The organism is Nocardia coffeae (genome assembly GCF_019890715.1).
Taxonomy (GTDB): Bacteria; Actinomycetota; Actinomycetes; order Mycobacteriales; family Mycobacteriaceae; genus Nocardia; species Nocardia jiangxiensis.
Genome location: NZ_JAINZY010000005.1, coordinates 500,179 through 524,334, shown reverse-complemented (window position 1 = coordinate 524,334; position 24,156 = coordinate 500,179). Strand labels below are relative to the sequence as shown.

Sequence of the window (24,156 nt, the reverse complement as noted above, 5' to 3'; positions counted from 1 at the left end):
TCGATCCAGTCCAACGAGCGGCCCGCCTCATCCATTCCCGCCCGGCCGAATTATTTTCCCAGACCGCCTCGGCGACCGAAACCTCCTGGTAGACGAGGTTTCGGACTATCCAGCCTCGGCGAGCACCGCGTCGGCGAGATCGCGGTCGAGGGTGACACGCACCAGTGCGGCGGCGAATTCCGCATCGCGACCCGACGGACTCAGCCGATCCAGACTCGCCGGATCGGCGGGCAGACCCAGCCGCTCGGCTCCCTGCCTGGCCCGATCGTCGAAATGCGGCCGCACCCAGGTCCACACGTCCTGGATCTCCCGCAGGAAGATATCCGCGCCGACCGGGCCGATGCCCTTGAACTGCTGTAGCAGCTCGGCCAGCCGACCCGGATCCTCGTCCGCGTCGCTCGCCAGACGGCGCAGATCACCGTGATAGCGCTCGAGCAGGAAGGTGGCGTTGCCGCCGAGGCGGGTGGCCGTGGATTCGTCGTAGCGCCGGTAGTGCCCGCGGCCCAGCGCATCGACCAGGTCCTGCCAGTCGGCCTCGGCGACGAGTCGCGGGGTGGTGAAGCCGGAGTCGATCAGCTCCCGGGTCGCGGCGACCGCGATATCCGAGGAGATGCGGGTGCTCAGCAATTCCGCGAGCATCAGCAGCTGGAACAGCGGCGCGGGTTCGTCGGCCGGTTCGATCCCGGCCTGCCGGGCATAGCTGGTACCGGCGCGATCCAGCAGCGCCCGCACGATATCCGTTCTGCTCATCGGGTGTACCTGCCTTTCTTTCGATCGGCCTACCCGGAACCGCGGCACTGACCACCGCGCGCCGACTCAGTCGCGCGGAGGTTCCAGCATCGGGAAACGTCCCGAATCGAGCAGGGCGGCGACCACATCCCTGCGCGCCTCGGGCGCGGCATAGTCCGGATGCGCGCGCAGTACGGCCGCGGCGTCGTGCAGGCCGATCATCTGTTGTTCGGCGGCGGCGGCCGTGCGACCGCCGGGGGTGATCGAGTGGGTGGCGTAGGCGGGGCGGCGAGGGTCGACGCGGCCGAGTTCGACGGCCTTGTCGACGCGGCGGGCACAACGGCACGCGGCCTTCGGATTCGCCAGGCCGCAGGTGGAGTTCAGGAAGTCGCCGAGGCGTTTCTTGGCTCGCTGCAGACGTTTTCGATAGGCGACCGGCGTCGTGCCGAGAATCCACGCCGCCGCGGACGAGTCGAATTCGAAGACCTCGCTCAGCACGAAGGCGACGCGCTCGTCCCGGCTCAGGCACTGCAGCATGGCCTGGCTGCAGGTCAGGCGGACCTCGCGGGTCAGCAGGGTCGCCTCGGGGCCGCGGTGATCCTGTTCGGCGAGCCCGTCGCGCAGATCGGTGGCGAATTCGTCCAGGGAGAGCTGGGCGCGTTCCTGCGGGCTGCGGCGGCGCAGATTCAGCAGATGGTTCACGCCGATGCGATACGCCCAGGTCAGCAGCCGGGCCTCGGCGCGCCAGGTGGACAGCTTGTCCAGCACGCGCAGCAGGATCTCCTGGGTGGCGTCCTCGGCGTCGGGCGGGCGGCCGGTCATCCGCAGCGCCAGCCGGTACAGCGGATCCTGCAGCAGCCGGACCACCTCGGTGACCGCGGCCGCGTCACCGGCGACCGCCCGCGCGACCAGATCCGCCTCGCCGGGGACGGGCTCCTGCGTGAACGGCGCTGCGGCCGATCCGATGCTCACCCCACCATGGTTCGACGGATCGGCCGGTCACGCAAGCACGGGGACGCCCACTCAGTGCGAAATCACCTCGGCCGACGTGGCAGCTCCGGACAGGTCGTGCGCGCGCAGCCACCGCGCCACCGCCGTGCCGATCGCATCGGGCTGATCCTCGGGCGCGTGATGTCCCGCGGGGCCGATGCCGGCCGTCTCGATGTTGGCGAATGTGGTTCTCGCCCAATCGATAGTCTCGTTCCCACCCATGCCGATGCCGTTCTCGACGGCCATCAGCAGTTTCGGGATCTGCGGGGTGTCGGCCATCGCGCGGCCGTAGTTCACCATGATCTCGGCGACGTCCGCGGGCTCGCCGTCGAACGGAATCTCCCTGGGCCACATCAGCATCGGGCGACGGGACTCGGGCGTCGGGTACGGCGCGCGGTAGACGTCCAGATCGGCCGGGGTCAGACTCTTCGCGCCGAAGGGCAGGTTGAATTCGATGAACATGTTCTCCTGCAAGATCAGCTGCTCACCCTCCGGCGAGCGGAACCGGCGGAACAGCTCCGCGCCCTGCGGCGGCATCTCCGCCCAGCTCAGCGGGCGCAGAAAGGTCTCGAGCACGGCGATCCCGCGCACCCGCTCCGGATATCGCGCCAGCCGGTCCATGGCCAGCGCCCCACCCCAGTCGTGCCCGACGAGCACGACCTCGTCCAGCCCCAGCGCATCGAACCAGGCATCCAGATAGCGCACGTGGTCGGCGAACCGATAAGCGATATCGGGCTTACCCGATTCCCCCATCCCGATCAGATCCGGCGCCAGCGTCCGCACCGCACCGCTCACATGCGGAATCACGTTGCGCCACAGGTACGAAGACGTGGGATTGCCGTGCAGGAAAACCACCGGCACGCCACCCTCGCCGGTGTCGGTGTAGTTGATGAACGAGTCGAGAACGTCGATGGCAGGCATCGCGGATCCTTCCGGTTGAAGTGCTTACACCGGGTTGGACACGTCCTGCGACGTCGTCGTGACAGGGCTTTCAAGTGATGTGCATCACACACTGGACCGGCCGCTAGGCGTGCGCCTTGGCGATGTACAGCGGCTCGCCGGTGAGGTCGACCATGAGGTATCCGCTGTGCGGGCCCTGGATGTAGATGGTCACGACCGGCTGGTTCCCCTCGCCGAGCGTGGTTCGGTCGATGATCACGTGGCTGATCGATGCCTCGGGCGCGCCGACCGACTGCGCCGCACCGGCCAGCAGGGCGGCCAGTTTCGGGATGTCGAGCGTGCTCAGATCGATCGGCTGCAGATCCGGCTGACGTCCGGTGGTCGTCCAGCTGTCGAAATTCCCTCGGTACGAGATTCTTTCGGACTTCGACGGGTCGTTCGCGGCGGGCCGCTCGATCGACGCGGTGTTCGGGTGCAGGACGATCTCGTCCGCGCGCAGGTCGCCGAAATGGGCGCGATAGGCGGCGAAGAAGGCTTCGATTCCGGCGGCGGTCGTCATATCCGTCGTCTCGAGACTCGCGACGGGTCCGTCGTCGCTGCTCGCCCAGCCGCACAGCATGCCGATCAGCGCCGCGGCCACCACCACGGCGGTCGCCAACAGCCATCGCCGCGAGGAGCGGCGTCGGGCCGGGCTGGCCACCGGCGTATCGACCAGATTCGCCGGGATCTGCAGATCGTGGAGAACGGCGTCCAACTGGGCGAAGGTGCGTGCGCGCATCGCGGATCGGGTGCGCTCGGCGTGTTCGGACTCGGTCAACTGGCCGTCCGCACGCGCGGCGTCCAGGACCGCACAGGCATCCACACGATCCGAATCACGAACGCGCAGTGCGCCGTTCACGGTTCCCGAAGACGAACCGGTACGCCCGGACGTCGCGGAACGGGAGGTTTGCATCAGCTGCGCCTAATCGCCGAAGGGGGACACGCGGATGAGCTGCCCGGCGGGCGTGGCCTCGAGATATCCGCTTTCTTTGAACTTGTTGCCGACGTAGATGCTGATCGTCGGCGCCTCGGTGATGCTGTCGACATCCATGATGATGTGGCTCACGGCGCCGCCCTCGACCTTCGTCATCGCGACCGAGCGGCTGATCAGATCACCCAGCGCGGCCACGTTCACCGTCGCCAGATCGAGGATCGGCTTGTCCTTCTGCCGAGTCGTCACCGCACTCGTGGCCAGGAATCCGCCCCGATAGTCGTAGTCGGCGACCCGATTCGGCTGCGCGAGGGTGGTGCGATCGATCGAGGCGTACTCGGGGAACAGACTCACCCGGTCGACCACGGTATCGCCGAATTTCGCCCGGTAGCGGCTCCGGAACTTGTCGAATCCGGCGGCGGTGGTCAGATCGGGCGTCTCGATCACCAGCGGCTGCACGGCCTGCGGCGCCGGAGCCGCCACGGGTGCGAGCGGCGGTGCGGATCGATGGGCCAGCCGGTAACCGCCGACCGCCGCGGCGATGGCGACGACGACCATCGCACCGGCGAACCAGGCCGCCCGCGGCCGGATCTTCGAGCGCGGATCGATCGGTGCGGGCGCGGGTTTCTGCAGGTCTTCGGTCAGTCCGGCGAGATCGCCCAGGGTCTGGGCCTCGGTGGTCAGCTCGGTGAGGGTGCGGTGTTCCTCGGTCGAGAGCTGCCCGTCGGCCAAGGCCACGTCCAGGGCACGGCAGGTCAGATCGCGATCCTCGTCGCGGGCCCGGATGTGGTCCGGATACCGTCCGATCCGGTGCGCCGGATTCGGCCGCGGCGGCTCGGACCAGCCCGCCACATCCGCCGGGAGTTGCAGATCCGCCACCAGTCCCCGCAGCTGTCCGATCGTGCGGGCGGTCCCGGCGCGGTCGGAGCGATCGTGATACTCCTCGGCTCCGAGCTGACCTTCTGCATAGGCGGCGTCGAGCAGCGTGCGGACCCGAACCCGGTCCATATCGCGAGCTCGCATCCCGCCCGAGGCCGCATTCGGCATTTCCGGCCTGTCGGACGATCGCGAGCTCACACCTGGATGTTAGAACGTCGACGACCTGCACCGGAGCCGGATCGACCGGCTTCGAGGATTCCGACGACCATTGGTCCCGTATCGGTCGCGCGCCGGTCACCGGACGGCAACCGGACACTGCTGTGCCGCGGGATCGTTCGAGGTGACGCGTTGTCCCATGGTCGAGGCACCCGGCCACGCCGGTCCGCACTCGAGTGCGCCGACGGGTGCGGCGAAGTCCATGTCACCCTCGGTGACCGCGCGGTACGGTTTCGGATATGAAGGCGGTGGTCTGTTCCGAAGGCGAGCTCGAAGTCGCCGAAATCCCCGCGCCCGAACCCGGTCCGGGGCAAGCCGTGATCGCCGTGCGGCGGTGCGGGATCTGCGGATCGGATCTGCATGCTCGGGTGCACTGCGACGAACTCGCGGACCTGGCCGTCGCGACCGGGTACGACGGGTTCATGCGGTCCGATCAGCGGGTCGTGCTCGGGCACGAATTCTGCGGGGAGATAGTCGATTACGGTCGCGGTTGCCGCAAACGCTGGAAGTCGGGCACCCGGGTGGTCGCCCTGCCGATCCTGCGCGCCGGGCGGGCGCCGCAGCTGACCGGACTGTCCGAGGCCGCGCCCGGCGGTTACGCCGAACAGGTGCTGGTGCAGGAATCGATGACGTTCCCGATCCCGAACGGCCTGTCCGACGACCTGGCCGCCCTCACCGAACCGATGGCCGTGGCCTGGCACGCGGTGCGCCGCAGCCGGATCGGCAGCAAGCAGACCGCCTTCGTGATCGGTTGCGGTCCAATCGGTCTCGCGGTGATCTCGATGCTGAAGGCGGCGGGCGTGCACACCGTCGTCGCCAGTGACTTCTCCACGCGCCGCCGGGAACTGGCCGCGCGCTGCGGTGCGGACGCGGTGGTCGATCCCAAGATAGAACAGCCCTGGACCGCGGGCCCGCGCACCGGCCGGATCGAGGGCGTCACCGATATCCTGAACCTCGGTTTCGACGCCATGGAGAAATTGCGTCGCGTCCCGAATCTGCCCTGGTGGCACCTGTTCCGGATGGCGCACACACTCCGTCTGGACCCGGCCGGTCCGGTGGTGTTCGAATGCGTCGGCGTTCCCGGCATGATCGAGCAGATCGTCACCGCAGCCCCGCCGCGCTCCCGGATCGTCGTCGTCGGCGTCTGCATGCAGACCGACCACTTCCGCCCCGCCATGGCCATCAACAAGGAACTCGACCTGCAGTTCGCCTTCGGCTACGACCCCGGCGAATTCCGCGACACCCTGCACATGATCGCCGACGGCAAGGTCGATCCGGCGCCCCTGATCACCGGAACCGTCGGCCTGCACGGCGTCCAGGACGCCTTCACCGCCCTCGCCCACCCGGACCAGCACGCCAAGATCCTGATCGACCCCGGCGCCTCGTGAGCGTATTCGGCGCGGGGCACACGCTTCGCCCCGGTGACGACGCAAATCGGTGCTCAGGCACACACGAATTGTGTGCCGGGCGCCGAACTCGGACGGATCGGCTGACCCCGCGAATCAACGCTCAGGCGCCAGTCGACCGTGCCCTCGACGCCGAGCGGATGCGGCATCTGATCACACCGATCGGCGCGGGGGTGACAGCGAGTTGCGCGCCTGGTGGGACGGGTGGATCAGCGGGGTGGGGTGATTCGGGCGAACGGGGTGGTGGGCGGGTCCTGGAGGAGGTCGAGCAGGCCCTCCGCGCTGCGGGCGGCGGTGCGGCAGGCGGTGGCGGTGAATTGGTCGGCGAGGGGGTGGGCGGCGCGGGATCGCCACTTGCGGACCGCGGACAGGGCTTGGTCGCGGAGGTGGCGGGAGGTCGCGTCCGAAGGGAGGCCGAGGCGGAGGTGGGCGGCGACGCCGGTGCCGCCGATGAGGCGGTGGAGTTCGGTGAGATCGTCTGGGGGCAAGGGTAATTCGTCGGTACGGAGGTGGCCCAGGAGGCGGAGTTCGGCGAAGCCGTGCACGTCGGCGAGGAGTGTGCGGACGCGGGGCAGGAGTTGATCGGCGGCGGTGCCCGGATGTGCGGTCAGCACTCGGGCCAGTCCGGTCAGGGCCGAATGCGCCTTCAATTGATCTGCGCGCTGGGCGAATTGCACGTCGAGCACGGTGCGTAGTTCTTCGAGACCGCTTCGTTTGGTCAATTCCGTTGCCAGGGAGGATGAGTCGCGCGCACCGAGGCGAATCAACGTGACCGCCAGGCGAATTCCGAACAGTCCGAATCGCGCGGCCAGGTGGGCGCGCAGCGGGGGCGGCACGGGAAGTGACAGATCCGGACCGGCGAATCGGTCCGCGGACAGCAGGGCGAGTCCGAGATCGTCCACCGGGACCGCGGCCAATGCCTCGAACGCGTCGAACTCGCGCTGACGCAAGGTGGCCGCGGCGAAGGCGAGCAGCCCGGCGACCGGAATGACCTCCTGGCACAAGCCCGTTCGCTCCAGCTCACCGGCGAATCGAGACGCCACGTCACGCGCGGAATGCAGTGCGTCGATGCGGCCGGAACCGATCTCGTCGGCGCGCGAGACCACGCCGATCACGCCCAGCGGGCCGTGTTCGCCCGTGCCGATCTGCTCCAGGAAACCGATGTCCGCGGCGTCGAGCCGACGCAGCAGATAGACCACGGCATCCGCGGCGGGCAGCGTGTCATCGGCCGTCTCGTCGGCGAGCAGTCGTTCTGTCCGGCGCGAGACGGCCCGGGACAACGAGGAGATGCCCGGGGTGTCGATGATCGTGGTGCGAGCCAGCGTCGCGGCGGGCCACTCGACGGCGAGATGGTCGACCTCGCGCCGCGCACCGGCGGGCCAGCGCAGTGCGGACAGGTCGAAGGTCAGGCCGTGTGCGCCCGGCAGCCCGTCCGCGCCGGGCCTGCGGCGCACCACGACATCGGCACGGGCCCCGTCCGCGGACATCGCGCCCACCCGCGGCGTGGAACCGTGCCGATACCAGGTGACCATGCGGGTGCACTCGGTCGCGTCGGTCGGCGCGATGTCCTGTCCCACAAGGGCATTGAGCAACGTCGACTTGCCCGCCTTCAGCTGCCCCGCCAACGCCACCCGCAACGGCTGATCGAGCCGCCGCGCACAGTCGTCCAACAGCCCCGCCGCATGCGGCTGCCCCGCGAACGCCCGTCGCGCGGCCGCCAGCAACGCCCGCGCCTCCGGCACGATCCCCTGCCGCACGCCTTCGACCTCGTCATTCACGCGGTCACAGTAACCAGCGCCGCTGTGAATTCGCTACGAACCACACAAATCATCCCGAGGATCACATCCCCCAGCCGATCCGGTCCGATCCCCACGGTCAGCCCGGCAGCAGCATCACACAAACCTCTGCGATTCCTCAGGGTCATCCCGGCGGGAGCAGCGCGTCGGCATGGCGGCGCAACTGTGCGACGGTCCCCAGCTGTTGTTCCAATTCGGTGCAGCGGGCGGCGCGGCGGGCGTTCTCCATGCCCGCGGCGTCCTGGGTGGCCTGCAGGGAGTCGTTGATCGAGCGGAGGCTGCGGTCGGCGATACCGGTGAAGTGGTCGCGCAGGAGGCGGTGAATGCGGTGCAGGCGATCGCGTGACTGTTTGCCCGCCTCGAAGCTGACGTCGTCGAGGTAGCGGCGCACGGCCGTCTTCGCCTCGCCTCGGCGGCGGGTCAGGCGTTCGCGCTTGTCGTCGCGGAATGCCTTGCCGCCCAGCAGAACACCCGCACCGAGGGAGAACGGATTGATCAGTGCCAGACCGGCGACCGTGCTGGCCAGGCCGATCATCACCATGCCGCCGTAGGAGCCGCGCATACCGACCAGGAGTTTGTGGCCCAGGCCGAGGTCGGGTTCGAGATCCGCGAGCGTCACCGATCCCGCGTCTGTGGGATTCAGGCCCTGACGCAGGGCGGGCAGTTCCACGCCGCCGAATTCGAGGAAATGTTCGCCGACCCGTTCGGCCAGCTGGACCGCCCGCGCGTGCGTCCACAGCAGGTTGTCGCCGATGGCGGTATCGGTCGTCGCGGTCAGCCACTCCTCGATCCGGTCCCAGTGCCGGGCCGGATCGTTCTCGTCGATCCAGTCCTCGGCGGTGCGGCCGATATTCCGGAGACGTTCGCGCAGGTCGTGGTCGATATCGCCGGTCAGATCGGTGATGCCGTCGCCGAGAGTCTGCTGCCAGGTGGCGGTTCGCCGATAGAGTTCCTCGGCCTGGGTCCTGGCCATGCGCAGTTCGCGCACGGCCAGTTCGCCGCGCTCGGGATCCTTCAGCGTGACCAGTTCACTGCTCAGGGCCAGGGCCAGATGCTCTGCGGCAGCGGAGATGTCGAGCGCGACGGCCCGCCGGGTGGCTTCGCGTCCACGCGCGACCACCTGTTCGCGCAGGAAATCGTAGAGTTCACCGAAACCCGATTCGCGGCCGAGCTGCTCGTCCTGCAGGCGCAGGGCGTGGCTGCGCAGCAGCGCGGACACCGGGAGGATCGGCGCCTCGATACCGTTGCGCCGCAGGTGTTCCCGATCGGCCTCGAGGATCTGCCGCCAGTGTGGATACAGATCGATCTTGCCCAGCAGCAGGGCCGTGGCCGGACACAGTTCGGTGATCTGCCGCAGCAGGTCGGCCTCGGGTTCGGTGAGTTCGGTGGACGCGTCCGAGATGACCAGCACCGCGTCGGCGGCCGGGGCCATCGCGAGTACCGCTGCCGCGCCGAAGGTTCCGTGGCCGCCGACGGCCGGGGTGTCCACCAGGACGATGCCCTCCGCGAGCAGCGGGTTGGGCGCCTGAACCTCCAGCCTCGTCACCCGTCCGTGCGAATGCGGAGTGACGGTGTGAATTTCACTGAGCGGCAACGGAACTCGCTGTTCCTGTGCCGAACTCCCGTCCGGCCCGGCCAGAACGACCTCGGCCTGCGGTTGCGGCCCGTACGCGAACAGTAGCGGAACCGTGGTGGTGGCGTCATCACCCACCGGGCTGATCTCGAGATTCAACAGCGCGTTGACGAACTGGCTCTTGCCCTGATTTCCCAGGCCCGCCACCACGATCCGGCGCCGCGGATCGCGCACCCGCTCGGCCAGCGTCTCCAGCCGTCCGACCAGATCGCCCCGATCCGCGGCGCGCGCGGCCGCGATCGTCTCCGCCAGGAGGTTCGGCAACGGCAATGCCGTTGTGCCGGATGCTGATTCGTCCACCACCACAGTTCCCATATCTGCTGCTCGCTCTCCTCGCCGTATTCCGCTCAGTGCAGCAATCCGCCGGTGATATCCACACCCGGATGCGTCTCGGTCGTCGTCGCGGCGGTGGTATCGCCGAACAACCCCGTACCCGCGGTATGCGTGGAATCCAGCCCGCCACCGAGGGAGCCGTTCCCGCCGGCACTCAGCGTGCTGTCGATCGTGCTGTGCGTCGCGGCGCCCAGAGTCGAGTCGACGCCGTTCCCGAACGCATGCGAAACATCCACACTCGTCCAGGGATTCGCTGCGGCAGCGGTGGTTCCATCGACTCCCAACGCACTGTGCACCGCACTGTCGGTCGCGCCGCCCACATTCACCCCGAGCCCGGTCCCCGCATGCAGCGCCGTCCCCGCCGTATCGGACACACTCAGATCTCCACCGCTGTGCACAGTCGCCCCACCAGCACCCGACAGACCTGTGGACAACCCCGTCCCAGCCGAAACCGCCGAATTCATCCCCGACGACACAACTGTGGACAGATCACTCCCGGCATGCGCAGCCGAATCCGCACCGGTCGAAAGCGTTGTGGACAAACCACTTCCAACGTGCGCCGCCGAATCCACACCCGTCGACAACGTCGTGGACAACCCACTGCCCACATGCAACGCCGAATCCGCTCCCGAAGACAACGTCGTCGAAAGCCCGCCACCCGCCTGCGCAGCCGACTCGGCACCAGCCGACAACGTGGTCGAAAGGCCATTACCCGCGTGCAGCACCGAGTCCGCACCGGTCGACAACGTTGTGGACAGACCACTTCCGACCTGCAATCCCGAATCCCCGGCCCCCGTCAACGCTGCGGAAAGCCCACTCTCGGTGTGCAGCGCGGAATCGGCGCCACCCGAGAGCGCCGTGGAGAGCCCACCACCGGCCTGCACCGCGGATTCGGCCGCCGTCGACAGTCCCGAATTCAGCCCCGTCGCGAGGGTTGTGGACAGACCGTTCCCGGTCTGCAATGCCGAATCCACGCCCGTGGTCAGGGTTGTGGAAAGACCGGTCCCCGCCTGCACCGCAGCATCCACACCGGTCGACAGGCTGGTGGACAACCCGGTCCCCGCCGACAATGCCGAATCCGCGCTCGACGACAAGGTTGTGGACAGATCATCCCCAGCCTGCAGTACCGAATTCGCCGCGGCCGACAAACCTGTGGACAGTTCGCTCCCGACGTTCACAGCACCGCCGACCTGCGATGCGAGCCCACTCTCCAGTCCCGTTCCGACCTGCGCGCCCAGCCCGGCGATATCACCGGCGGCGGTGGTCAGGCCGGTGGTCGATGCGGTCACGTCCGCACCGAGTCCTGTGTTCAATGCGCTCGCCGCGTCGCCCAGTGCTGCCGCGCCACCTGCCAGAGCACCGATTCCGCCGGTCAGACCGGTTGCGAGCGCCGCAGTCGCATCCGCACCGGCAGCCGACTCCAATCCGGCGCCCAGCTCGGTGCTCAACTCGCCACCGAGGCCGGCGGCGGAATCCAACCCGGCACCGAGATTCTCGGCCGCCCCGAGACCGGCGCCGAACTCACCGCCGAGGTTCGCGGCCGACTCCAGACCAGCACCCAACTCGGCCCCCAGGTTCGCGGCCGAGCCCAACCCGGCGCCCACCTCACCACCGAGGTCCGCAACCGATCCCAACCCGGCACCCAAGTTGGCAGCAGACTCCAGACCGGCACCCAACTCACCGCCCAAGTTCGCAGCCGATTCGAGGCCGGTGTCGACGGCAGCCGTCAGATCTCCGGTGGAGACCAGGTTGGTTGCCGAGGTCAGGCCGGCCGCTGCTTGCGTGCCGAGGTCGGCGGCGGTTCCGACGGCGGTGTCGACGCCGAGGCCCAGTTGCAGGGCGGTGGCGGACTGCGCGGCGGCGTTCGCGGCGAGTGCGGCTTCGGCGCTGAGTCCAGCCGCGGCCGCAGCGCCGAGACCGGCGACGGCACCGAGACCCGCGGCCGCTTCACCGCCGAGACCTGCGACCGCACCGAGTCCGGCGGCCGCTTCACCACCCAGACCCGCAGCTACTTCACCGCCCAGACCTGCGACCGCACCAAGCCCGGCAGCAGCTTCGGCCCCGAGAGCGGTCACTGCCCCAAGGCCGGCAGCAGCACCAGCGCCCAGACCGGCAGCAGCACCGGCCCCGAGACCGGCACCTGCTCCGAGGCCCGCACCGAGTCCGGCGGCGGCCGCGCTCAGAGCTGCGCCAACTTCGAGTGCGGCTTCGGTGCCGAGTCCAGCGGCAGCACCGAGTCCGGCGGCGGCTTCGGCGCCCAGACCTGCGGCTGCTCCGAGGCCCGCACCGATATCGGCGCCGAGTCCCGCGCCGAGGTCGGCACCGGTGCCGATAGCTCCACCGAGCCCCGCGCCAACTCCGACACCAGTGCCGAGCCCGACACCAGCCCCCGCACCGGCACCGGCACCCACGCTCCCACCAACCTGCGCGCCGGAACCTGCCGCGATGATCGCCGCGAGCTGATCGCCCCCGGAAACCAGGGCCGATTCGGCGACCATGGGCGCGACGGCGGCGATGTCCTCGGGAGTGACCGCGCCGAGTCCGGCGGCGCTGAGGGCCTCGGTGGGGTTGATGCAGTAACCCGTGGCGGCCTCGTGGTCGCGGAGTAGGGCGAGGATGAATTCGAGAATGGCGTTCGGGGTCATCGCGTCTCCTGGATCGGCGGACCCTGGTGATCCGCGGTAGTCGAATTGCCTTCGACGCTAGAAACCCCCGCGACAACGCGAAACGGGGTGAAACCCCCTCATATCGACACCGGTCGCGTTGGGGGTATGTCGCCGATTAGGGGAATTTCCCCGCAATCCCCCGAACACCGGTAACGGGGGGTCCCCGGCGGCCGAAAGGCTCGTTAGGTCGGCAGACCGCAGAACTCGCCGATTCACCGCACCACGTGCTCGGAACGACAGGAGTTCTCCGATGACTCAGGACCTGACGCTCGGCCTCACCGCCGGGTCGTCACAAACGGTCGCCGTGACAGCGGCGGCTTCCGGCCGGACGGGCGGATTCACCGTCCGTACCCGGCCGACGGCTCCCGGGCTGGCGCCGGATCTGGCGCGCACCCTGCCCGCGCGGGTCGGGGATCCGGTGGACATCCGCACCGATGACGGGCGGGCCCTGGCCCCGGCCGATCTGCTCGCCGAGGCCATCGGCGCGGCGGTGCGCGATATCGACCCCGCCGGCACGGTGGCCGCATTTCCGGCCTGGTGGTCGCCGCACGCGGTGCGGACCCAGCGCGCGGCGCTCGATCGCGCGGGCCGCGGCGATGTCGTCCTGGTTCCCGAACCCGCGGCGGCCGTGCGCTGGCTCGAGACCGCACACGATCTCGCCGATGGCACGATCGTGGTGGTCTACGACCTGGGCGCGACCGGCCTGACCGTCTCGGTGGCCGACACCGGCCCCGGTGGCGGACCGCGCGCGGAATCGGTGCGTTCCACCGCGGTCGGCGGTGACGAATTCGATCTGTTGATCATGCGCTACGTGCTGGCAAATGCCGTGGGTGATAACGATTTCGATCCGTTCGATCCGGCGGCCGAGCAGGAATTGGCCATTGTCCGGCAGCGCAGCAGAAATGCCAAAGAAGTACTGTCCGGAAATACCGCCACATCGGTCCCGGTCCGGTTGCCGGGCATCTCCCGCGACGTCCGCCTGGTCCGCGACGAACTCGAGGATCTGCTCCGCCGCCCCCTGTCGACCTCGCTGGAGTTGATCCACGAGGTGCTGCACCGGGCCGGGGTGGGTCGCGATTCGGTCGGCCGGATTCTGCTGACCGGCGGCGGCGCAGCGATTCCGCTGGTCACCGAGCTGATCTCGACCGAATTCGGCATCCCGGTGGTCGCCGCCGACGATCCGGCGCACACCAGTGCGTCGGGCGCGGCGCTGCTGGCGGCCGAACTGCTCGCCGAGTCGGCGGCTCCGCAGACCATCGCCCTGGCCTCGGGTGATGCGGTCCTGCACAGCGCGGCAGCGGCGCGGCCCGCGCCCGATGGATCGGTCGATGCCGTCCCGGACCTCCCCGCGGCAACGAAGACCCCCGTTCTACCCGCACTTCCGCAAGACACCACCGTCGACCGATCCGGGTCGCGACGTCGGGTGATCCTGATCGCCGTCGCGGCGATCGCGGCAGCGGCGCTGGCCACCGGGACGCTGGCACTGGGCACCACCACTCCGACGACGAGTTCCCCCGCGACCGTGAGCAGCACGACCACCACCAACGCCCCCTCGGGCACCTCGGCGCCCAGCGCGGCATCAGGTGGCGCAGTCGCCTCCGCGGCGCCGGCGGCGAATTCGGCCACCACCCGGAACGGAACCCCCACCTCCGCGAACGCCGCACCGGTGGCGGGCACGGCCGCTCCCCAATCGCAATCCCCAGCGGCCCCGGCGAATTCGGCCCAGTCGCCGAATACCGCAGCGCAACAACCGGTCACGGTGATCACCGTCCCGGCGATCCAGCCGCCGGCCGCACCGACGGTCCCGGCCGCACCGACCATTCCCAGTGCACCGCTGGGCAATTCCGGTACCAACCCGCTGAACCAAGCGGGCAGCACGCTCGGCACGGTACTGCAGGCACCGAGTCGAATACTTCCACAGACGGGCAAGTGAAAGGCGGTCAACAGGTGGTAGGAAATCCCCCCGTCGCGATCGAGTCGCTGCCCGGGGCACGAGATATCCTGCGCGAACTGGAATCCGGTGACGACGAGGGGTTCGTCCACCTGATCCGCGGACGCGCGGCGACGGGCAAATCCACCCTGCTCGGCGCGGTCCGCACGCGCCTACGCGCCCGCGGCATCCCCACCTGCGACACCGTCGCCGAGGCACTGGCGCCCGGCGCCCGGCCCGTGCTGATCCTCGACGACGCGCACACCCTCGACCCGATCGAGCTGGAAAAACTCAGCGCGGCAATAGGTTCGGACTGCGGCACGATCATCGTGGCGACCCGCCCGCGCCCGCACGACACCGCCCTGCGCACGCTCGCCGACGCGGTGTCCCGACGTGGCCGAGTGACCGACCTGCGCCCGCTCGGCGTGAGCGATATCGCCCCGTTCGCCCGCGAGCTGGGCATGATGGCCCCGCGCGCGATCGTCGAACACGTGCACCGCCGGACCGCCGGAATCCACGGCGGCGTGGTCGCCACGCTGTCCGCGGCCAGCGCCACCCGGCTCGACGCGGGGATCGCCGCGGTGGACCGGGCCGTCAGCGCCTGGGCGCGCTCGATGCTCGAGGACGCCGATCCGGATCTGCTGGACGTCTTCGTCGTCGCCACCACCGGCACCGGTCTGGACCCCGACGAACTCTCCGAGATCCTCGGGAAGAACTATTCCACCGCAAGGGATCTCATCGATCGAGCACGGGCGACGGCACTGGTGACCGACGCCGATCTGCTGCTGGCCGCGGCGGAGGCCCCGCTGCGCACGCTGGTCGGCGACCGCCGCTACCTGGCCGTGCAGCGACGGTTGCTGCAAGCCCGTCTGGATGCCGGACTGCTGCGCGATCACACCGCCCTGCTGCTCGCCGAATCCGGCGTCCACGACCCCCGGCTCACCGAATTCCTCTGCACCGCAGCGGAAAACGCGGGCGACGAGGCGGTCCGCTATTACACCGCGGCCGAACGCAGCGGCGCGGACCGGCGATCCATCGCGATCCGCTGGGCCGAGGCCGCCGCCCGCACCGGCGACGGTGACACCGCACTGCGACTGGCCGAACCGATCCTGGCCGATCCGGCCGTTCCGCGCACGGATCTGGCTGCGGCCGTGCGGATCTGCGCCGGAGTGTGGACCCGCCGCGGCCTGGCCGCCCGCGCCGCCCGGCTGTACAGCTGGCTCGGACCGGACCGGGTGGGCGTCGACTGGGCGCTCGGCGCGAGCGTGCAGTACCTGTCCGGCGATCCCGAAGCCGCCGCGGCACTCTCGGCCTCGGCGGACCAGTGGCCGCCGACCGAGGCCACCGCCCGCTCGAGCCTGATCGCCGACGCCCTGTCCCGCACGATCAGCGACTCCGGCCGCGCCGCAGCGGTTTCCGCCGCATCGTCACTGATCCAGGCCGCCCGCGCGGACAACGCCTCCCCCGACCCCGACCGCTTCGTCCCCTACACCGCGACCTCCATCGCCACCCTGCTGTGCCTGAGCATGGGCGAACCGCAGCGCGCGGCGGACGCGCTGAGCAACACCGCCCACGCCTACCCGGTCCTCGCGGCGTGGACCGCGATGCTCGGCGGCGACGAACAGACCGCCGCGGCGCTGATCGCCGAGGTGGACCTCACCGCACTCCCGCCGCGGGAACGTCTGCTCGCACACGGCGTCCGGATCGGATTGGCCCGCCGCGGCGGCGATCACACCGCCCTGACGCTCGCCTGGCAGGCCGCTCATCCGCTGTTCGACGAAGTCGGCGCGGATCTGCCGGCGCTGCTGCCGATCGGCGAACTGTGGCTGGCCGGTATCCGGCTCAACGACGAGGGCCGGATCGCCGCACTGGTCGAGGGGGCGCGAGAGTTGCTGTGCCGCTCGGGGAATCCGCCCGCGTGGGCGAATGCCTTCCACTGGTACGCGATTCAGGCGGCGATCGCCCGGATGTGCCCCGACGAACTGCTGCCACCGGCCCAGCAGCTCAAGGCCGCCGCCGAGACCGGTGATCCGCACGCCGCGATCCTGGCCGACGCGGGCCGCACCTGGATCCTGGTGCTGCGCGGGGAAGTCGACCGCGACCGGGTCACCGCCGCGGTGCGCAGGCTCGCCGAGATCGGGTTGAGCTGGGATGCCGCCCGGCTGGCCAGCGAGGCGGCGCTGGCGGGCAGCGATCCGGCGGCCTCCACCGCGCTGCTCAAACTGGCTCGCACCATCCGCGCCGACGCCCGTCCACCGCAACGCCCGATCGATCCGGCGGTCCCGGCCCGGCCCGAACGCCCCGAACCCGTGACCACCACCCCGGGGCCGGTGTTGAGCGACCGGGAACGCGAGGTCGCGGAGCTGGTCCTGCTCGGGATGACCTACCGCGAGATCGGCGCTCGGCTGTACATCTCGGCGAAGACGGTGGAGCATCATGTCGCGCGCATCCGACGTCGGATCGGGGCCGGGTCGCGTTCGGAGCTATTGTCGATGCTTCGCGCCATGGGGCACGGTTCGCTGCTCGTGTAGGCGGTGCGAGTACGAACCGGATTGGACCAGAGCGAGGTAACGAGGATGGCCACAGGGGTGGGCCTGCGAATCGCCGACGACGAATGCCTGGCGGCCATCGTCACAGGCGGAGGCGGCGAACCCGGAGAAGAGTCGTCCGAGCCGTATTTCGTGGTGCGTGAATCGGTCCTGCACATGTCCGAGGACGGCGATACCGCGCTGGGCGGTGACCCTCCGGCCGGACCGGCGCACTCCATCACCGGATTCACCGCGGCGGTCGGCGATCCGACGGGTATCAGCGTCGACGACGGCGAGGCGTATCGGGGCGAGGACCTGATGGCCACGGCCCTGTTCTGCCTGATCGATCTGGCGGCCGAGCATCTGAGCGGTCCCGCCGAGTTCTACGCGGTCCATCCCGCGGACTGGCCCGCCGCGCAGGTCCTGGCGCTGCGTGATGCCCTGGACTATCTGGGCCTGCGGTCGGTGGTGCTGATCAGCGAGGCGATCCTGCCCGACGCGCAGACGGGCCGGGAGATCGCCGCCGCGGCGGCACAGGGTGCGCTGGACGCGGTGCTGTCCACCCCGGCGGGCACCACCCCGCCGGATCCCACGCACGCGGAGAACCCGCTCGAAGCCACCGACGTGCTGCCCGCGATCCGCACTGTAGATCCGATGGCGCAGGCGTATTCCGCGGCCATCCCGGTCGACCGGTCGGCCGCGGCCGTACCGCCGCCCGCCCCGGCCGCGGAGCCGACCGCGACCAAGGTGGCCCCGGCCGTCGTCACACCCCCCGCCCCCGCCGACGCCAAACGCATCCCGATGCTGATCGCCGCGGCCGCCGCGATCGGCCTGCTGCTCGGCGGCATCGCGGTGGCGCTGCTGCTGGGCGGCGGCGATTCGACGCCGACGCCGACGGTGCCCGACGCCCGTTCGGACCTCACCCCGACGAGCCAGCCGACCACGACCACCACGCGCACCCCGGTCGCCATCACGCGCGCCCCGGTCACGGTCGTCCCGCGGCCCCCGGTCCGGCGCACCGCCGTTCCGCCACCGCCGAGCAGCGCGCCGCCCGCCACGACGCCGCCCGGTTCTGCTCCGACCGGCACGCCGACGACGGAGCCGAGCGCCACCACCGACCCGAACGACCCCTGGTACACCACACCGAGCCAATCGCCGTACTTTCCATACACTTTCGATCCCTACCCGACGTTCCCGATGCCGCCGACCTACGGTTTCCCGTCAGCGAACATTCCATGATCGGTTCATAGCGAACTTCGCGCGTTTGTGCCTTAAAGTGATGCGCTGACCGTAATAATCCGGCTCCGACCGGAGGGTGCGGTCAGCAGCAGAGCGAGGGTCGTTGTCGCGCAACGAAACACGGCCCCCGGATCTACCGGCACGATCGGGTGCCTTACGAAGGGACTTCATGCGCAAGTTGACGGGCCGTCGCGCAACGGTCAAAGCTTCCACCGTCGCAATCGCCTCGACCCTGCTCCTGAGTCCCCTGCTCGGTACCACAACCGCCAGTGCCGCACCCGCCCCGGCTGCGCAGCTCAAAGCCGATCAGTTACCGCCGACGCTGGTGCAGGCCATCGCACGCGATCTGAAGATGACCCCGGCGCAGTACCTCGATCGCGCTGCCAAGGCCCAGCAGTTGCGCGACTACGCCCGCCAGTTCCGGTCCGCGCACCCGGAGCAGTTCGCCGGTGCCTGGATGACCCGGGACGGCAAACCGACCATGGCCGTCACCTCGCTGGAGGCCGCTCACACCGCGTCCTCGGCCGGATATCAGACCCGGCTGGCTCCGATCTCCGCGGACAAGCTGGAGGGCTCGCTCGATCAGCTCACCCAGTGGATCAACACCCTGCCCCGCCAGGTCTCCTCGGCGATCAACTCGGTGGCGATCGACTTTCTGAACAGCCAGCTGGTGCTGACCGTCGCCAATACACCGGCCGGACATCTGTTGAACCTGCCGACGCTGATCGCCAATGTGAAGGTGATCCTGTCCCCCGACGCCGGCGGCCCGGTCGACCACCACCCGATGGGTGGGGACACCTACATCAGCGCGCCCACCTCGCTGAACGACTCCCAGCTCAAGACCGTCGACGTGTGCTCGTTCGGTTTCAACAGTGTCGACTCGCACGGCACCGCGCTGAATATCAGTGCGGGACACTGTGATCCGAATCTGGGCAAAGGCAATCAGCAGGCCGGGGTGTGGGTGCCCGATCCGCGCAACCTCAAGTCGAGCCCGCAGGCGGGTTCGTTCGTGAACGCCCAGCTGGGCGGGTCGAGCGGCCTGGACTACTCGGTGATCAAGCTGACCGACCGCGCGGTGAAGGCCGGGATGGACAAGCCTTCGGTGCGCGGCGCGAACGGCACCACGCTCACCCTCACCGGCACCGCCGAGCCGGTGACCGGCGCACCGGTGTGCAAGTCCGGTCAGTCCTCGACGTTCACCTGTGGCTACGTCGTCGCGGACCGGGTGGAGACGCAGCTGTACACCGCGGAGGGCGAATCCAAGACAGTGCGCGGTTTCGCCAGTTCGGCCTGCACGCTGGGCGGCGACAGCGGCGGCGCGATCGTGACCGGTACGCTTGCTCTCGGCATCACCAGCGGTTCGAACGCGGCCGACGCACCGGACTGCAAAGCGGCCAATATCGACCTCGCGCAGTACGGCGGCACGGCCTCGCTGGGTATCCCGATCCGGTCGATCCTCTCCGATATCGACGCCAGGTCCGGCGGCGGGCTCGGCTCGGGGATCTCGGTCCGGGTACGCCCGAATGCCGGATAAGTGTGGATTGTCCGTGAATTTCTACTGAACGATTTCGGCGTGTGTCCCCGCGCAGCCGATTACCCGACGTGATAAGTAGGCATCAGAGTGCGAAACCCATATAGTCGGCACATGCTCCTGCCACGCCATCTGCCCTCGCGCGCTGCCCGACGCGGCTCGCGCAACCGTTTCCGCAATGCTGCGGTCGCCGCCTCGGCGGCGATGTTGGTCCTGGGCCCGCTCGCGGCAACGGCATCCGCCGATCCGGCCAAGGCTCCCACGCCGAATCTGCCGGTCGACCTGGCCACGGCCGTGCAGCGGGATCTGAAGATCTCCCCGCAGGAGTACCTGCACCGGGCCGATCTGGCGCAGCACGTGAGCGACTTCTCCACCACCGCGCAGCGGGAGTACCCGCAGACCTTCGCCGGCGCCTGGCTGAACGACGCCGGCAAGGCCGTGATCGCGCTGGCTCCCGGCGCCGGTCACGACGATGCGAGCAAGGCCGCCACCAAGGCCGGATACCAGGTCAAGCAGGTCGCCAAGACCGAGACCGCGCTGCGCAGCGAGAAGAACGCCTTCCAGCAGTGGCTGTCCGGACAGCCCAAGTCGGTGTCGGAGAAGGTGCGCGGCGCGGTGATCGACACCGTGAACAACGCGCTCGCGGTCCGGGTCGACAAGGCCGGACTGCCGATGCCCGGATTCATCGATCCGGCGCGGGTGATCGTGATGGCCGCCGCGCCGACCGGCCCGCAGCAGTCCGATATCGCCAAGGCTTCGGCCGTCGCCGGGCAGATGCGCACCACCCAGGTCGCCGCCGGTGACGCGTACGCCTCGGTCGCGGGCAAGATGCAGCTGATCTGCTCCTCGGGTTTCAACGGCACCGACAGCCGCGGCAACGTCGTCAACATCACCGCCGGTCACTGCGACCCGAACATCCCCGCCGCGGGCACCGCGAACGCCCCGGCCATGTACGAGGTCGCGCCGGGCGAGCACCTGGGCGCGCAGCTGGGCACCTTCCAGAAGTCGGTGCTCGGCGCACAGGACTACTCGATCGTCGCGATCAACAGCGCGGCGCGTGGCCGCTTCAGCAACAACCTGGTTCGCGTTCCGGGTCAGGCGCCGCTGGCCATCACCGGCGTCGCGAATCCGGTCATCGGCGCACCGGTCTGCAAGTCGGGTTCGCGCACCGGTTTCAGCTGCGGTGTGGTGAGCGCGGTCGACCAGGAAGTCCAGGTCGGCGATCACAACCTGGAGCACTCGTTCTCCGCGAACATCTGCGCCCTGCCCGGTGACTCCGGCGGCCCGCTGGTGTCCGGCACGAAGGCGCTGGGCGTGTCCAGCGCGTCGTCGGTGGCCGACTACCCGATCTGCGAGATCCCCAACCTGATCGGCGCCCTCACCGGCAACGCCCCGCAGCTGTTCGCTCAGCCCCTCAGCGCGGTCCTGTCCGCCAACCCGGGCCTCCGCCTGCGCACCAACTGATCTCCCCGCCGAAAGGGCCGACAGCACAACGCTGTCGGCCCTTTCGCATACTGCACTGCCGAACCGATTGGCAGCTCAACGGCGGTGCCGGACAGTTACGGAATCCTGGGACATCCGGCATTCTGAATATATGTGCCTGATCGTGGCGGACCGACCGTGTCTCCAGCAGAGACGGCACACCTCGAGGTCACCGAATTCCGTCCACCCGAGGAACGCCAACTCCAAGGCCGTGGCCCGGGTCGATTCTGGACTGACCGGAGCGCCAGGAGCGAAGCGGGGGAGCGGAGGGAGGGAAGAATCGAGCCTCAGGGGGCCTCGGCCCCGCCGGAGCGAAGCGGAGGCCGAAGGTACAGCATGTGTCTGGTTTTGACAGGGTGGCGGGCGCACCCGGAGTACCGCCTGATCGTGGCGGCCAATCGGGACGAGTTCTACACCCGCCCCACCGAATCCATGCGGCGGTGGCCCGAGGTGGCGGGATTGCTCGCGGGACGGGATCTGGGTGCAGGGGGCGCGATCCCCGGGACCTGGCTGGGCCTGATGGGCGATTTGCATCGGTTCGCGGCGGTGACGAATGTGCGCGGACCGGGTGAGGATCGCACCGATGTGCGTTCGCGCGGCGCGCTGCTGATGGATTTCCTGCGCGGTGAGACCGTGCCGAAGAAGTTCCTCACCGCGGTGGCGGACGCTCCGGACGACTACAACGGTTACAACCTGATCGTCTCGGATCTGCAGACGCTGTGGTGGCACAGCAATCGCAGTGCGCACACTCCGCTCGAACTTCCCCCGGGCCTGCACGGACTGTCCAACGGCGCATTGGTGGGTTCGGTGGACAGCCTGCGCGACACCGTGGTTCGCACCGATACCGACGCACCGGCCTGGCCGAAGGTGCGCGACGGGCTACGCGACCTCGCCGCGGTCATCGCGAACGATCCGGGCGATGTGGACGGCTTCTTCACCGTCCTGGCCGACCGCACGATCGCACCCGACGACGAATTGCCTTCCACCGGACTGTCTCTCGAACGCGAACGCACGGTGTCGGCGCGGTTCATCCCCAGCACCGATCACGGAACCCGGTGCAGCACAGTGCTGTCGGTCCGGGAGAACGGCGAATTCACGATCACCGAGCGATCTTTCGCCATGCGCGGACACGATCTGGGCGAGGTGTCCTTCAGCGGCCGCCTCGAACTACCGCACTGAGCCGAACCCGCTCAGCGACCCGGATTCGCCCACTGGGTCGTGCCGTCCTTCGCCTTCCACGTGTTCTGCAGCTCGATGACCGCCTGATTCAGCGACGGACCGCCCGCCAGGATCGTGCCCAGCACGCCGCCGCCGATCCCGCCCAGGATCAGACCCGGGATGCACACGATCCAGAACGTCAGCACGCAGCCGACCAGACCGCCGATCACCGCGCCGATCAGACCGCCGACCGCGAAGGCCAGACCAGCCTTGGTCGCGACGTCGTTGAACGCGCGCTGGTTCTCGACCGCCGAGGCGACGGGCTGGGCCTGCAGCGGCTTGTCGGCGACGGTCGCGCCGACCAACCGGGGCGCGATCGGCTTGCTCAGATCCACTCCGGCGGGACGGACCGGGGTCAGATCCAGTTCGCGGCCGTCCGCGCGCAGTACCGGGGTGACCGGGATCCGCACCCCGGACACCCGGAAGTCCAGCGGCAGTTCGAGCGCGACGGCCCCGGCCGAATCCTTGACGTTCACGACCCGCCGGGTCTGCCCGGGTGTTTCGCCGGGCTTGTCGACCAGCTGGAACGTGCCGTTCTTCAGCTTGGTGACGACCGTCTTCCCGACCTTCGCGGCCGAATATTCGATCTGCGGCCGGGCGGTTGCAGGATCGGCGTGCGCGGTACCCAGCGCGACGGTCATCGAGCCGATGACCATGGCCGCAGCCGCAGCGCTTCTGCGGAACGTCATTCGGTATTCCAATCCCTCATCAGTTTCGGCCGTGATCTTAACCGAACGGGCGGCATCGGGCCCGGCTTACCGCCACGGGCGGATATACGACACCGGCCCGCTCGCCGAAAAGGCGAGCGGGCCGGTGTTGTTCGGGATTACTTGTGCGCTGCCGACGTGGTCGGGCTGACGCCCACCGCCTGCGCCCACTTGGTCTTACCGGCCGGCTTCTGCAGCGTGTTGATCAGATCCATGCCGGCCGCGACCAAGGTCGGACCACCGGCGGCGATGGTGCCGACGATGCCGCCGAGGGTCGCTCCGATCGGGATACCGGCGATGCAGCCCACACCGAACAGCGGCAGACCGAAGATGCAGCCGACGACCGCGCCGATGGCCATCCCCACGAAGCTGCCGATACCGGTGGCCAGGCCGAACTTCGTCGCGAAGTCGGTCATCGCGGCGTTGTCCTCCTGCGGCGAGGCGATGTCCTTGGCCTGCGGCGCGGCACTGGGCTTGGCCTGCGAGGCCGGGTTCGACGCGGGCTTCGGCGCGGCCTGCGCCACGACGCCCGGCTTGACGTCGGTCGAAGCGATCGGCTCGGGGATCACGGTCTCTTTGGTGATTGTCGCTCCGGCGGGCTTCTGCGGCGTCAACTGCAGAACCTTGCCGTTCTCTTTCACAACCGGCACGACCGGAATCTGCACGCCGGAGATGCGGTAATCCACCGGCATTTCCATGGCGATTTTTCCGGCCTTGTTTTTGACATTGATAATTTGCTGCGGCTTTGCCTGCGGCGTCGCGCCGGGCTTCTGCACGACCTGGAAGGTTCCCCCCTGCAGGGTGGCCACTACCGCCTTGTCCACCAGCTTGACCGAGTAGTCGATCGCATCTGCGGCCGGCTTCGGAGCGGGGGCGGCGTGCGCGGTACCGACAGCGGCGGTCATCGCACCGATGACCAGTGCGGCGCCCGCGGTAGCGGTGCGGAACTTCATTCGGTTTTCCAATCATCAACGGGTGCCGCGGTGTGCCTCCTCTCCGCGAG

Annotated in this window: 17 protein-coding genes; 7 read left to right on the top strand and 10 right to left on the bottom strand. The window is 69.3% G+C overall.

The features are described from left to right. Positions 1-105: 105 nt before the first annotated feature. From K7711_RS21830 to K7711_RS21810, 5 genes are all read right to left on the bottom strand, one after another. The gene (locus K7711_RS21830; RefSeq protein WP_222971252.1) at positions 106-750 is read right to left on the bottom strand and encodes an HhH-GDP family DNA glycosylase; all 645 of its coding nucleotides are present in this window, start codon (positions 748-750) and stop codon (positions 106-108) included. 66 nt (positions 751-816) lie between these two features. After that, positions 817-1,701 (bottom strand): RNA polymerase sigma factor, encoded by an 885-nt coding sequence (locus K7711_RS21825; RefSeq protein WP_308014867.1) that lies wholly within the window; start codon positions 1,699-1,701, stop codon positions 817-819. A 51-nt stretch (positions 1,702-1,752) separates the two neighbouring features. After that, the gene (locus K7711_RS21820) at positions 1,753-2,640 is read right to left on the bottom strand and encodes a haloalkane dehalogenase (RefSeq protein WP_222971251.1); all 888 of its coding nucleotides are present in this window, start codon (positions 2,638-2,640) and stop codon (positions 1,753-1,755) included. Positions 2,641-2,743: 103 nt separating this feature from the next. After that, positions 2,744-3,571 (bottom strand): DUF1707 SHOCT-like domain-containing protein, encoded by an 828-nt coding sequence (locus K7711_RS21815; RefSeq protein ID WP_222971250.1) that lies wholly within the window; start codon positions 3,569-3,571, stop codon positions 2,744-2,746. A 9-nt stretch (positions 3,572-3,580) separates the two neighbouring features. Next, positions 3,581-4,666, bottom strand: a complete 1,086-nt coding sequence (locus K7711_RS21810; protein WP_222971249.1) for a DUF1707 SHOCT-like domain-containing protein — start codon at positions 4,664-4,666, stop codon at positions 3,581-3,583. A 257-nt stretch (positions 4,667-4,923) separates the two neighbouring features. Between K7711_RS21810 and K7711_RS21805 the strand changes: the two genes are divergently transcribed. Continuing rightward, entirely contained in the window at positions 4,924-6,072 is a 1,149-nt protein-coding gene (locus K7711_RS21805) for a zinc-binding dehydrogenase (protein WP_222971248.1), read from the top strand. Between the two features lie 227 nt (positions 6,073-6,299). On the opposite strand, the gene K7711_RS21800 is transcribed toward K7711_RS21805, so the two are convergent. The 3 genes from K7711_RS21800 to K7711_RS21790 all read right to left on the bottom strand — a co-directional run bounded on the left by K7711_RS21800 (position 6,300) and on the right by K7711_RS21790 (position 12,497). Then, a complete protein-coding gene (locus K7711_RS21800) occupies positions 6,300-7,868 on the bottom strand; it encodes a dynamin family protein (RefSeq protein ID WP_308014866.1) in 1,569 nt (522 codons plus the stop codon). A gap of 142 nt (positions 7,869-8,010) precedes the next feature. Continuing rightward, positions 8,011-9,834 carry a dynamin family protein gene (locus K7711_RS21795; protein ID WP_222971247.1) on the bottom strand — a complete coding sequence of 608 codons (1,824 nt, stop codon included), beginning with the start codon at positions 9,832-9,834 and terminating at the stop codon, positions 8,011-8,013. 32 nt (positions 9,835-9,866) lie between these two features. Further along, on the bottom strand, positions 9,867-12,497 hold the full coding sequence (locus K7711_RS21790) for an IniB N-terminal domain-containing protein (RefSeq protein WP_222971246.1): 2,631 nt from the start codon (positions 12,495-12,497) through the stop codon (positions 9,867-9,869). Positions 12,498-12,768: 271 nt separating this feature from the next. On the opposite strand from K7711_RS21790, the gene K7711_RS21785 reads away from it, so the two are divergent. The 6 genes from K7711_RS21785 to K7711_RS21760 all read left to right on the top strand — a co-directional run bounded on the left by K7711_RS21785 (position 12,769) and on the right by K7711_RS21760 (position 22,407). Continuing rightward, on the top strand, positions 12,769-14,451 hold the full coding sequence (locus K7711_RS21785; protein ID WP_222971245.1) for an Hsp70 family protein: 1,683 nt from the start codon (positions 12,769-12,771) through the stop codon (positions 14,449-14,451). Between the two features lie 14 nt (positions 14,452-14,465). Then, a complete protein-coding gene (locus tag K7711_RS21780) occupies positions 14,466-16,979 on the top strand; it encodes a LuxR C-terminal-related transcriptional regulator (RefSeq protein WP_308014865.1) in 2,514 nt (837 codons plus the stop codon). A 45-nt stretch (positions 16,980-17,024) separates the two neighbouring features. After that, positions 17,025-18,215 carry a hypothetical protein gene (locus tag K7711_RS21775; RefSeq protein WP_222971243.1) on the top strand — a complete coding sequence of 397 codons (1,191 nt, stop codon included), beginning with the start codon at positions 17,025-17,027 and terminating at the stop codon, positions 18,213-18,215. A gap of 169 nt (positions 18,216-18,384) precedes the next feature. Continuing rightward, entirely contained in the window at positions 18,385-19,749 is a 1,365-nt protein-coding gene (locus tag K7711_RS21770) for a S1 family peptidase (protein WP_222971242.1), read from the top strand. Positions 19,750-19,860: 111 nt separating this feature from the next. Next, positions 19,861-21,210 (top strand): S1 family peptidase, encoded by a 1,350-nt coding sequence (locus K7711_RS21765; protein WP_222971241.1) that lies wholly within the window; start codon positions 19,861-19,863, stop codon positions 21,208-21,210. 354 nt (positions 21,211-21,564) lie between these two features. Next, a complete protein-coding gene (locus tag K7711_RS21760) occupies positions 21,565-22,407 on the top strand; it encodes an NRDE family protein (protein WP_222971240.1) in 843 nt (280 codons plus the stop codon). A gap of 11 nt (positions 22,408-22,418) precedes the next feature. Here K7711_RS21760 and K7711_RS21755 read toward each other — a convergent pair whose 3' ends face one another. Together K7711_RS21755 and K7711_RS21750 are read right to left on the bottom strand one after the other, a co-directional pair. Next, complete coding sequence (locus K7711_RS21755; RefSeq protein WP_235747525.1) at positions 22,419-23,135, bottom strand: DUF8020 domain-containing protein; 717 nt, start codon at positions 23,133-23,135, stop codon at positions 22,419-22,421. Positions 23,136-23,272: 137 nt separating this feature from the next. Continuing rightward, the gene (locus K7711_RS21750) at positions 23,273-24,106 is read right to left on the bottom strand and encodes a DUF8020 domain-containing protein (protein WP_235747524.1); all 834 of its coding nucleotides are present in this window, start codon (positions 24,104-24,106) and stop codon (positions 23,273-23,275) included. Positions 24,107-24,156: the final 50 nt, after the last annotated feature.